Source organism: Mucilaginibacter sp. dw_454 (genome assembly GCF_018449775.1).
Classification (GTDB): Bacteria; Bacteroidota; Bacteroidia; order Sphingobacteriales; family Sphingobacteriaceae; genus Mucilaginibacter.
In genome coordinates this window covers 168559-180621 of the sequence record NZ_JAAVVB010000003.1, presented here as the reverse complement: position 1 = coordinate 180621, position 12063 = coordinate 168559, and the positions used below count along the sequence as shown (strand labels likewise).

9 protein-coding genes are annotated in these 12063 nt (G+C 41.4%); 3 read left to right on the top strand and 6 right to left on the bottom strand.

Going from position 1 to position 12063, the window contains the following annotated elements:
• Nucleotides 1–31 precede the first annotated feature (31 nt).
• The 3 genes from HB679_RS11245 to HB679_RS11235 form a co-directional block, all read right to left on the bottom strand.
• Nucleotides 32–1516, bottom strand: coding sequence for an oligosaccharide flippase family protein (locus tag HB679_RS11245; RefSeq protein ID WP_214072079.1), 1485 nt, complete (start codon nucleotides 1514–1516; stop codon nucleotides 32–34).
• Between the two features lie 27 nt (nucleotides 1517–1543).
• On the bottom strand, nucleotides 1544–1828 hold the full coding sequence (locus HB679_RS11240) for an acylphosphatase (RefSeq protein WP_214072078.1): 285 nt from the start codon (nucleotides 1826–1828) through the stop codon (nucleotides 1544–1546).
• 100 nt (nucleotides 1829–1928) lie between these two features.
• Entirely contained in the window at nucleotides 1929–3107 is a 1179-nt protein-coding gene (locus tag HB679_RS11235; RefSeq protein ID WP_214072077.1) for an amidohydrolase family protein, read from the bottom strand.
• A 128-nt stretch (nucleotides 3108–3235) separates the two neighbouring features.
• Between HB679_RS11235 and rlmN the strand changes: the two genes are divergently transcribed.
• The 3 genes from rlmN to HB679_RS11220 are packed head-to-tail and all read left to right on the top strand — an operon-like array spanning nucleotide 3236 to nucleotide 6364.
• Nucleotides 3236–4309, top strand: coding sequence for a 23S rRNA (adenine(2503)-C(2))-methyltransferase RlmN (gene rlmN / locus HB679_RS11230; RefSeq protein WP_214072076.1), 1074 nt, complete (start codon nucleotides 3236–3238; stop codon nucleotides 4307–4309).
• A gap of 55 nt (nucleotides 4310–4364) precedes the next feature.
• Entirely contained in the window at nucleotides 4365–5660 is a 1296-nt protein-coding gene (locus tag HB679_RS11225) for a hypothetical protein (protein WP_214072075.1), read from the top strand.
• 5 nt (nucleotides 5661–5665) lie between these two features.
• Nucleotides 5666–6364 carry a phosphoribosyltransferase family protein gene (locus HB679_RS11220; protein ID WP_214072074.1) on the top strand — a complete coding sequence of 233 codons (699 nt, stop codon included), beginning with the start codon at nucleotides 5666–5668 and terminating at the stop codon, nucleotides 6362–6364.
• 86 nt (nucleotides 6365–6450) lie between these two features.
• On the opposite strand, the gene HB679_RS11215 is transcribed toward HB679_RS11220, so the two are convergent.
• From HB679_RS11215 to HB679_RS11205, 3 genes are all read right to left on the bottom strand, one after another.
• Entirely contained in the window at nucleotides 6451–9573 is a 3123-nt protein-coding gene (locus HB679_RS11215; protein WP_214072073.1) for a PAS domain S-box protein, read from the bottom strand.
• Between the two features lie 8 nt (nucleotides 9574–9581).
• Complete coding sequence (glyA, locus tag HB679_RS11210; protein WP_214072072.1) at nucleotides 9582–10856, bottom strand: serine hydroxymethyltransferase; 1275 nt, start codon at nucleotides 10854–10856, stop codon at nucleotides 9582–9584.
• A 333-nt stretch (nucleotides 10857–11189) separates the two neighbouring features.
• Nucleotides 11190–11939, bottom strand: coding sequence for a segregation/condensation protein A (locus tag HB679_RS11205; RefSeq protein ID WP_214072071.1), 750 nt, complete (start codon nucleotides 11937–11939; stop codon nucleotides 11190–11192).
• Nucleotides 11940–12063: the final 124 nt, after the last annotated feature.

Here is a 12063-nt window from a genome sequence, read left to right as displayed (position 1 = left end):
TAATTATCACTTAAGGCAGAATGTTGCGATGTTATTTGCTAAAAATAGCTTTTAAATTTTTCCATTCAAAAAATATCGCGCCGCCTGCAAATAATAGCAAGAACGCATTGCCTACAAATATGTTGCGTTTAAATATGTAGAACGATAAATAAACAAACACCAGTGAAGCAATGATATAAGCGAGGTTCTTTTTGAGGTTGTAAGGGATAGGATAGTTTTTTTGCCCCCAGATGTATGATAATATCATCATGATGGTATAAGCCGCGAGCGATGCCCAAGCCGAAGCCATGTAGCTGTATTTTGGAATAAAAGCAACATTTAAAATAATTGTGGCGGCAGCGCCTACACACGAAATATATAAACCGTAACGTGTTTGGTCTGATAGTTTATACCATACCGATAAATTCATATAAACCCCTAGTGCCACATAACCAAATAGCAATGGCGGCACTACATCAAGCCCTACCCAATATGCTCTGTTATTCACGTAGTGTTTTAATATCTCAATATTGGCTACCACACCTAAAAACATTATACACATGGTAATTACAAAGTAGTCCATGATCTTAGCGTAGGTATATCCGGCATTTTTATTTTTAGAGTGACTGAAAAAAAATGGCTCGGCTCCCATGCGGAATGCCTGGTTAAACAAACTTGCAAAAATAGACAAGCGCGCGCAGGCCGAATAAATACCTACTTCTTGCTCACTTATACTTACGGGCAATAATTTTCCAAGTAATATCTTATCCAGGTTTTCATTAACCAGGTAAGATAAGTTTGCCACCAAGATAGGGCCGCTGTAAATCAGCATTAACCTAAACATTACTTTATCAAACTTTAACTCGAGTCCGAGCAGCTCTGGCAATAACATTAACAGTGTAACAAAACTGGAAATAAGATTGGATAAAAAAGCATACGCAACCCAGCCATGTACATACCAACTTGAGAACCAATGCCAGCCATATAATTGGTGCTTTATCCAATAGGGGATCGCGATAATAAATAACAGGTTAAAAAATACTGTGATAATGATATTGACTACTTTAATTGAGCCATATTTTACCGGGCGATTATCAGCACGTAGTTTAGCAAACGGAATTACGCACCACGCATCAAGTATCAAAATGCCGATAAATAATTTTATATAAAGCTCGAACTCATTTTGTGGTATGTCTTTTCCAATTTTTATTAACCCTGCCAACGTATGGGTAAACGGAACAGTAAGTAGTAAAAAGCAGATGGTTACTACAAATATTACCCAGAAACCGTTATTATAAACCTGCCTTTTTTTATCAGGAAACTTATTTAGGTATCTAAAAAAAGTAGTTTCCATCCCAAATGCTAATACAGCCTGTAAAATGGATGCATAGCTAAACATGGTACTAAAAATACTGTAAACCTTAGGCAGGTATGCCCCGGTATATAAAGGCGTAAGTAATGAGCTTAGCAGGCGCTGTATGATGGTACTTAACCCATATATAGCTGTTTGCCCGGCAAATTTTTTAGCTGTTGACAATAGTGCGCGTAGTTTAGTTGGCAGAGGTTATTTAAACAATCCCCGTTTTAACACTTCAAAATTACGATAGTTTTTCAATTCGCCCTCATGCGATTCGACAGAACTCACCTCGGCATTTTGCGGGCCCTCATGCAGCCAATCTATAAACATGTCCAGCATTGCAGGTTCGCCCTCGGCCTCGATAACCACATCGCCATCGGGCTGGTTTTTTACACTACCGCGTACACCGAGTTGATCGGCTACCGCTTTGGTTGCGGCGCGGTACATTACGCCCTGCACTTTTCCTTTTACCGTAATATCGAGATGCTTCATAATTGAAGCCAAAAGTAAAAATTAAAAAGGCAAAAGCCGGTAAAAAAAACGCTGTCATTTCGAGCAAAGCGGGAGATGACATGATGAATAATCTGTGACGTCACACTAACCTTTTAACTTTAGTTTCGGGCGTAATTTTAAGACCATCAAGTCCGGTTATCAGGTTTAGGCCGGGGGCTTTGCCGGGTTCAATGCTGCCTTTGTTTTTGTCAATACCCAAAAACCTGGCGCCATTGATCGTAGCCCATTGAAGCAACCGTTCTGTGCTTAGTGATGGAAATTTGGCTTGCAGCACCCGCATTTCGCTTAAAATACATAGCTTACTGTTTGATGCCAGGCTGTCTGTACCCAGGGTAATATTAAAACCCTGGTCAAGAAAAAGGTCCACTTTGGGCATACTCCCTTCAATATATACATTAGCGTTAGGGCAAAAGCACCAGTTAATACGGCGATCGAAGCGCTTAATAAAGTATATATCTTTCAGGTTGGTACAGGTGTTATGTACCATTAATATATCCTGCTTGCTGGTTAATAGCGGCACAACCGATTGTAACGAGTTACGCGCTTGCGGTTTGAAATAACTGATATCTATACCAAAATGCGCATACAGATCATTAAAACTACCCAGCTTGTAACGATAAAACTTATTCTCATCCTCGCACTCCTGGTTATGCATACTAATCAGGTTTTTATTGGGATGATCGTCGCAGTACCGTTTGATCAGTTTAAACAACTCTTTAGAAACCGAATACGGCGCATGCGGAGTAACCGAACATGGTTGCGGCTCAAACTGGGCCACAAGGTCTAATGCTCCCTGAAACACGGCATCGGCCCTATCTGGGGTAAAACCAAAGGTTTCAACAAAAGTATGATAGTAAATTTTGCTTTTGGCCTTAATGGGAATGGTGACGTTGCTGTTGGATATATCGCCTACGGCTACGATGCCGTTTTCATACATATCTGCGTCGGCCTTAACGGCGGCAGCTTCTATTTCTTTGGGATCGGCATTTCTGAGACTTTGGATGCTTTTAATGAAGGCAACCAAGCCTTCTTTTTCGGCGACTTTGCCCTGCAAATGTGAAAGCTCTACATGGCAATGAGTGTTTATAAACCCGGGGGTTATAATACCACTTAGTTGTTCAACAGATCCATGTTCTGCACCAGGGGGTATTTGGTCTGATACCGCGATGATCTTACCTTCATCATCAATGGCAACATAACCATTTTTTATCGGATCGGCACTAATAGGAAAAACGTAATCGGCTCTAAAAATTTTCATCGGTTGTAACTTAACAGGTGCTCATTCTTCTCTTGTCGATCCATTAAATTAATACATTAACTTTAGGTTATTGTTTTTAACCCAACAATTTAAAAGACAGATTTTTTAAAATTTCGTATTTTTGCAACGTGAGCGCTGAAAAAGAGAAAATTGACATCCGTAGCCTAAGTCTGGCCGACCTGCAAAATCATTTTATCCAAATGGACGAAAAAAGCTTCAGGGCCAAACAAGTTTATGAATGGTTATGGAAAAAATCATGCTTTTCGTTCGAAGAGATGAGCAACATTTCAAAAGAACTTCGTACTAAACTCGACGAGAAATTTGTTATTAATAATGTAACAATCAACAACTCGCAGTTTAGCGCTGATAAAACTATAAAAAATTCTTTCATTTTACACGACAAGCATTTAATTGAGGGCGTTTTAATTCCGACAAGTGAACGAATGACTGCTTGTGTATCATCGCAAGTGGGTTGTAGCTTAACCTGTAAATTTTGCGCTACCGGCTACATGGAGCGCAAACGCAACCTTAATCCTGATGAGATTTATGACCAGGTTGTACTCATAGACAAACAAGCCCGCGAAAATTATGGCATCCCTTTAAGCAACATTGTTTATATGGGTATGGGCGAACCTTTGCTTAATTACAAGAATGTATTGGAGTCGGTAGAAAAACTAACTTCTGAAGACGGTCTCAACATGTCGGCTAAGCGTATCACTGTATCTACAGCAGGTATAGCCAAAATGATTAAAAAGCTGGGCGATGACGGGGTTAAATTTAACCTAGCCCTGTCTCTACATGCAGCTAATGACGAAAAGCGCAATACCATAATGCCCATCAATGAGCAAAACTCATTAAAGGCATTGGCCGAGGCTTTAAAATACTACTACGCCAAAACAAAGAATCCGGTAACTTATGAATACATTATTTTTGACGGATTTAATGATAACATTGAGGATGCCGATGAGCTGGCTCGCTTTTGCAAGCACCTGCCCTGTAAAGTAAATATTATAGAATATAATCCTATTGCTTTTGCCTCTTATCTGAATGCCGGCGAGGATAAAGTTGACGCTTTTGCCGAGCATCTGCGCAAAAACGGGGTAAACACCCACATTCGCCGCAGCCGTGGTAAAGACATTGATGCCGCTTGCGGGCAGTTAGCTATTAAAGACGCTAAAGAACCATCTGTTAAAGAAAGCTAATTGGTAGGTAAATACCTAAGTATGTTTTATATTTAGGCACCAATTACTTATCACCATGAATTTTGCTCAGGAACAATCTATTCGCTGGCCGCGGTGGAGAAAAATTATTTTCAGATTCTTGTTTGTTTACCTGACACTTACCATACGCCCATGGGGCTGGTTTAGCCCGGGCCAAAATTTATTTAAATTTTACGGAATATTTTGGAGGTGGCTGGCAGAGCTGGCCAACAAACATCTTTTTCATATTAAGAACACACTGATGTATTCTAACGGAAGCGGCGGCGATACTTCGTTTTCATGGGCCGGGCTTTGGCTGGCTTTGCTGTTATCGTTGATCGGTTGTATAATTTGGTCGGCGATAGACTTTAAGCGGAAGAATTACATACAGCTTAATTATTGGCTTTGCCTGTTTGCCCGCTATTTTCTGATTTTGAATGCTATGGTATACGGTATAGACAAATTATTTGCAATGCAGATGGTTTTCCCCAACCTGCATCAATTGGCTACCCCGCTTGGCGATTTTTTACCGATGCGGCTTTCATGGTTGTTTATAGGCTATTCCACACCATACCAGGTATTTTCCGGAGTAATGGAGGTTGTAGCAGGGCTATTATTGTTGTATCGCCGGACTACTACATTAGGTATTATTATAGCAACCGGGGTATTTATCAATGTAATGATGCTTAATTTTTGTTATGACATACCAGTAAAAATATTCTCGACCCAACTGGTATTTATCTGCTTGTTTTTACTGGCTAACGAAAGCAATCGTTTACTAGCAATTTTTGTTCTCAATAAACCGGCTCCCGTTTCAAATATCTATCAGTTTAGTTTTAGTAATAAATATTTGAAAATAGGCCGGATAATATTTAAAACGCTATTTGTCATCATGGCGGTGGGCATAGTTACTTTTAACTATTATTCTTACTACAAAAGGGTACACCAAATTGTAAAATCTCCCATTCCAAATGGAATTTACAATGTAGCTGCCTATGTTGTTAACAACAAACCTGTTAATATTGCTGCAGATACTTTAGCCTGGCAGGATTTTATTTTAGACAATGACCAGGGCAGCATTAAAACAGGCGATACTACTTTTAGGCGCCAATACAACCGGGCTTATTTTGAATATTCGATTGACAGCCTAAACCGTAATATTGATTTCAAGAGAACTACTGATGCCGGTACTTCTACGTTATTTACCATGCACTATCAATTGCCCGATAGCAACACTATCGAGCTTTCGGGTAAAAAAGGGGCCGACAGTTTAAAAGTAGAGTTAAAACGCAGTAAACGGCACTTCCAATTGACCGAGCCGCCGTTTCATTGGATCACTGAATACAAAAAATGATAAGAATGAGGCTAAAAACCAGTTATTTAGCAGATTTTCTATCACTCTTATTTCCGCAGTTATGCCCGGCCTGCGGCAATGAATTGGTAGCGCACGAAAAAGTGATCTGCACCGATTGCCATTATAATTTACCGCTTACCAATTTCCATTTACAGGCCGACAATATTGTAGCGCAACAATTTTGGGGTAAACTAAACCTGGAAGGCGCTTACGCTTTGTACTACTTTACCAAGGGTGGTAAGGTGCAAAATCTGATGCATCATTTTAAATATAAAGGCATGCAGCAAATTGGTAATTTTTTAGGCAATGTTGCAGGCAAGCAGTTATCAGGTAACCCGCAATTTGCCGGGGTTGATTATATCATACCCGTGCCGCTTCACAAAAAGCGGCTTAAAGAACGCGGTTATAACCAAAGCACTTGCTTTGCCCAGGGGCTGGCAGAAAAACTGAACGGTATTGTTGAAGAAAATAACCTGATACGCACCAAAGCCACCCAAACTCAAACACACCGGTCAAGATTTGCACGTTTTGAAAATATGCAGGAAGTGTTTGCGGTAAAAAATCCGGAAAAGCTAAAAGGCAAGCATATATTATTGGTAGACGATATCATCACCACCGGCTCAACACTCGAGGCTTGTGCCATACCGCTACTACAAATAGAAGGATTGAAACTCAGCATTGCTACGATAGCCTATGCGGAATAGAGAGAATAGGCAATTGAGATCAGAGATTAAGTAATATTCTATTTTAAGAAATGACTAATCTCTAGTCACTAATCTCCAATCACTGGCTATTGCTTCTGGAACCTGCTTAATTTTTCGAACAGGATCTTTGGCTCGAATGGCTTCAGGATATAGTCGTTCATACCGGCGTTGCCAATGTCGCCCATTTGGCTGGTTAGCATTGATGCAGTTAGCGCAATGATAGGCAAGTTTTTAAAATATGGCTCAGGCTTGTTACGAATTATCTGCGTAGCTTCCAGGCCGCCCATTTCGGGCATATGGATATCCATTAAAATCACATCATACTTTTGACTTTCAATTTTATTTACCGCCTGTAAACCATTTTCGGCAAAATCAATTGTGGCCCCCCATTTGGTCAAGATCTTATTGATCAATAATCTGTTGATCTGATTGTCATCAACCACAAGTACACTGATATTTAATGTTGTTTCCACGTTTGTATTATTACTTTTTTTACTGTCTGTTTTATTAAATGTTATTGTAAACCAAAATGTAGAGCCCTCGCCCGGCACACTGTCAACATTTACACGCGAGTCATGCAGTTCTATTAAGCGTTTACTTATTGCTAAACCTAAGCCTGTACCGCCATATTTACGGGTTGTACTGCTATCAGCCTGTTTAAACGATTCAAATATCGTATTTAATTTATCACTAGCTATACCAATTCCAGTATCGGTTACAGAAAAACGTATGCGTACCTTTTTCCGGGTTTGATCAATAATTTCTAAACTAATTTTAACACCACCTTCATCGGTAAATTTAACAGCATTATTGGTTAAATTTAACATTATCTGTGACAGCCTTGTACTATCACCAATAACCACGTCGGGTACTGCAGGGTCAATTTGAGCCTGAAGGTAGATATTTTTTTCTTTAGTTTTATATTGTAATGATGCGGTGATGCTATGTATCGTATCGCGCAGGTTTACTTCGGCCTGTTCCAGCTCAACATTACCCGTTTCTATCTTGGTAAAATCAAGCAGATCATTAATTAATGTTAACAGGTTATCTGACGAGAATTTAAGCACTTCCAGGTTTTCTTCCTGCGACTCCAGTTTCTGCCCATTCAACAACAAGTGCGACATACCGATAACCGCATTTAACGGCGTGCGTATTTCATGGCTCATTACCGAAATAAACATGTCTTTAGCGCGGTTTAGTTGCTGGGCCTGCTCTTTGGCAGCTACCAGTTCAAGCTCTACTTTCTTTTTAGCACTGATATCAATTACCACCTCAATGTATTTCTCGACCGCGCCTTGTTTATCCAGAATGACCGAGTTAATCACCGTGATCCACATAGGTGTACCGTCTTTACGATATCCCAGCAAATCAACCTCAAAGGATTGTTTGTTCTTTGACAGGTCACGGCCCTTTTTGATAATAGATACGTCGGTAAGCTCACCCTGCAAAACATCGCCCAGGTGGCGGCTACGCACATCATTAATATCGAAACCTGTTATTTTCTCGAAAGCACCATTCACCCACTCTATCTCACCTTCGGCATTGTTAATTACTACGCCGCTAGTAGTATTACTGGCCACTAACGACAGCAATTTCAATTCAGCCTGTGCCTTTTTGCTCTCACTGATATCTATCATATTGGTAACCTGGCGCTCCACATTCCCGGCATCATTAAATAGCGGGCTGTTAGACATGGCCACCCATATCGGGTTGCAATCTTTAGGGTAGATCAGTATTTCACAATTATAGGGAAGGCTTTGTTCGACAGCTTTAAGGGCCGATTCAAATACCGTCATGTCGGTATCTTTACCCACCAGTGTTTTACCAAAACGTTTGCCTTCCATCTCGGCTAGTGTATAGCCGGTTATTTTCTCCATCGCCTCATTCATCCAGATCACCACACCATTAGCATCCCTGCTTAACATGCCGGTTGGCGATTTACGTGCCGCGAATGACAATATCTCCAGATCGCGCTCCGCATTTTTACGTTGGGTGATGTCGGATATTACGCGGATGTATTTTTCAACCTCGCCGTCTTTATCGTAAATAACTGTGGTTATTAATGATAACCACACTTCTTGCCCATTCTTACAGGTAGCGTAAACATGTACCGAGTATGATTTCTTGCTTTTAATCATATCCTGGTACTGTTGTAACGGGTTATTATGGTCAGATTTACCAATGATCACATCGCGTAGGCGCTTTCCAACCACATCATCGTGACTATAGCCTGTGATCTTTTCAAAGGCGTCATTTGTCCAGATAATGTTGTCATTGGCATCGGCAATCATCACCCCGTTAACAATCTTACTGGCAACTAATGATAGCTGCTCCAGTTCTGTAGTAATTCTTTTTTGATAGGTAATATCCCGGCCGCTTGCATACCATTTGCCACCTTTATAAACACCGCACCAACCAATCCATTTCTCGGCGCCACTTAAGTTAGCGGTGCGGGTTTCCAGATCAAATGCCTTGCCCGTAGCTTTAGCTTTTTCTATCACCTCAGCAAACTTATCCCTGCTCTCGCCGGCAACAAAGGCCCAAAGCGATTTGCCGATACATTGCTCAGGCTCATAGCCTAAAATGCTTATCACAGCCCTATTGATGAGTTCAATACTTGAATCTTCGGCAGCAATAAAATGGATATCAGGCGATGAATCGAACAGGTTGAAAAACTCTTTATGCGCCTCCAGCGATTTCTTCAGTTCGCGCTGTTGCTTACGCAGGATAAAGTGCGACATCACCTCGTCGGCCAATGTACGCAGAGCATCGCGCTGCTCGGTGGTTAGCTTACGGGGTACAATATCAACCACGCATAATGAACCCAGCCTGTTACCGTCGGGGTCAATTAACGGGGCGCCCGCATAAAAACGGATATGGGCATCGCCCTTTACAAACGGATTGTCTTTAAAATCTTCGTCCTCGGCGGCATTACTTATCTCCAGCAAATCATCATTTAAAATGGTGTAGTTGCAAAAAGCATCGGCACGCGAGGTTTCATTAATGTCTAAGCCAATTTTCGACTTAAACCATTGTCTTTCGCCATCGATCAGAGAGATCAGCGCGACAGGCACCTGGCATATGTAGGAAGCCAGGCGGGTAATAGCATCATATTCCTTCTCGGGCAACGTGTCCAGAACATTATATGAACTAAGCGCCGCAAGGCGCTTAGTTTCAGTATCTGTTAAGACTGGTTGCTTTCGAATCATTTAACCGGTTACTCCTTATATAACGGAAATTTCTCCGTTAACTTATGGACCTTTTTACGAACCTTATCTAAAGAATGTTCGTTTTCAGGGTCTTTAATTACTTCATCAATCAGGTCTACAATCTCTTCCATTTGTTTCTCTTTCATGCCACGCGTAGTTACAGCTGCTGTACCTATACGTATGCCTGAAGTTATAAATGGCGACTTATCATCGTAAGGTACCATATTTTTATTGATAGTGATGTCTGCTTTTACCAAAGCGTTCTCGGCAGCCTTGCCGGTTACGTTTTTATTGCGCAGATCAATAAGCACCAAATGGTTATCTGTACCGCCTGATACTATCTCATAACCTTTGTCTATAAATGCTTTTGCAATAGCCGCGCCATTTTTCTTAACCTGCAATATATATTTCATATACGAGTCGGAAAGCGCCTCGCCGAAGGCAATTGCCTTGGCAGCAATGATGTGCTCCAACGGGCCACCTTGTGTACCCGGGAAAACCGCCATATCCAAAAGGTTCGACATCATCCTGATTTCACCTTTTGGGGTTTTTAATCCCCATGGGTTTTCAAAGTCTTTACCCATCATGATCAAACCACCCCGGGGGCCTCTAAGGGTTTTGTGGGTAGTAGTAGTAACAATGTGGCAATGAGGCAGCGGGTCTGTTAATAAACCCCGTGCTATTAAGCCAGCAGGGTGAGAAATATCTGCCAATACCAAAGCACCAATCTTGTCGGCTACCTGACGGATGAAAGCATAATCCCAATCGCGCGAATAAGCAGAGGCACCACAGATAATCATCTTTGGTTTTTCTTTAAGTGCTACTTTCTCTAACAGCTCATAATCAACATAGCCGGTATCTTTTTTAACACCATAAAAATGAGGCTCATACAGTTTACCAGAGAAGTTTACTGCCGAACCATGGGTTAAGTGCCCACCATGTGAAAGATCAAAACCTAATATTTTATCGCCTGGTTGCAGGCAGGCTAACATCACGGCTGCGTTAGCTTGTGCGCCAGAGTGTGGTTGTACGTTAACCCACTCCGCATTAAACAGTTCTTTAGCGCGCTCAATAGCAATGGTTTCAATTTCATCAACTATCTGGCAGCCGCCATAATAACGTTTGCCCGGTAAGCCTTCGGCATATTTGTTGGTTGCAACAGAGCCTGCTGCTTCCATAACTTGCTTGCTTACAAAGTTTTCTGAGGCTATAAGCTCTAGTCCTTCTTCCTGGCGCTGTTGTTCTTCGTCTAACAGCTCAAATATTAATTTGTCTCTTTTCATTAGTGATATATAAAAATCGCGACTAAGTTAGTAAAGATTAACGTTTTAGACTACAGATTTAGTGGATTTTAGCTGTGCGTGCAAAACTTTCCGGATATGTTAATAACTCCAAATGGTAACAAAAATTAGACTGCAGGTCGGATATTTGGAGATAAGTTGTAGATACCGAATTTGTTAAAGGATATATAATGAATAGACAATTGTTTTAATGGGTGTAGTCTGCCAAAAAAATTGTGTTTGTGCGACCGGAACGACGAAGCAATCGCGAAGACGCAAATTTCAAAACATAATTCGCGATTGCCACGCTACGCTCGCAATGACATAAAATTCGTTTCATTCGTTAACCTTCGCCGAGATCCAAAAATTATTAAAACCCAGCCCTATCTGTATATCAATCAACTCTTGTTGCAGCATCTCCAGCACAGCCAGGAAGTTGTATACAAAATGCACCTTGTTTTCAGACTCTTTGGCTATGGCTTTAAAGTCCATCATTTTGTTGATGCGCAGCAGATCGTCTATGGCTTTCTTTTGTTTTTCTATGGTGTAAGGGTACTGCGTTACGGTATGGGTGACCTCTTCGCTGCGGTTATTGTAGTTACGCATCAGGCGGTTATAAACCATCATGAGGCGATACAGGCTCAGGTCGCTTAACTCTTCGCCCGGGGTGGCTGCGCGTTCGGCATTTTCCAGGTCGGCAACTATATTACCACGGCGCTCCTGTTTCAGTCGCTCGTCCTCCATCGGGCGAATCTCTTCGCAGAGCTCTTTGAATTTTTTATACTCAACCAGTTTACGGATCAGCGCTTCGCGGGTATCTTCCTCGTTTTCGGCCTCGCCACTGTCATGTCGCGGCAGTAACATCTTGGCTTTAATGCGCATCAGCGTGGCGGCAACAAAAATAAACTCGCTGGCTACCTCAATGTTCAAGCTCACCATGTGGTGTATATAGTTCAGAAAATCATCGGCAATACGGGCTATGGAGATATCTTGTATATCCAGCTCATCGCGCTCAATAAAAAACAGCAAAAGGTCAAAAGGGCCTTCAAACTGCGGTAATTTTATCTCAAAGCCTTCTTGCTCCATATTTACGGGTAAAAATACATTTTTTTGTTATTGCGAGGAGGCACGACGTGACAATCGCGAACTTTGCAACGTGCGATTGCCACGCTTCGCTCGCAATGACAGATTGTTTTTAATAAATATTACC

Excerpts from the sequence above, each read along its gene's own strand:
- HB679_RS11240 (WP_214072078.1), bottom strand. The coding sequence starts at position 1,828 with ATGAAGCATCTCGATATTACGGTAAAAGGAAAAGTGCAGGGCGTAATG.
- HB679_RS11235 (WP_214072077.1), bottom strand. The coding sequence starts at position 3,107 with ATGAAAATTTTTAGAGCCGATTACGTTTTTCCTATTAGTGCCGATCCG.
- HB679_RS11225 (WP_214072075.1), top strand. The coding sequence starts at position 4,365 with ATGAATTTTGCTCAGGAACAATCTATTCGCTGGCCGCGGTGGAGAAAA.
- HB679_RS11220 (WP_214072074.1), top strand. The coding sequence starts at position 5,666 with ATGAGGCTAAAAACCAGTTATTTAGCAGATTTTCTATCACTCTTATTT.
- HB679_RS11215 (WP_214072073.1), bottom strand. The coding sequence starts at position 9,573 with ATGATTCGAAAGCAACCAGTCTTAACAGATACTGAAACTAAGCGCCTT.
- glyA (WP_214072072.1), bottom strand. The coding sequence starts at position 10,856 with ATGAAAAGAGACAAATTAATATTTGAGCTGTTAGACGAAGAACAACAG.
- HB679_RS11205 (WP_214072071.1), bottom strand. The coding sequence starts at position 11,939 with ATGGAGCAAGAAGGCTTTGAGATAAAATTACCGCAGTTTGAAGGCCCT.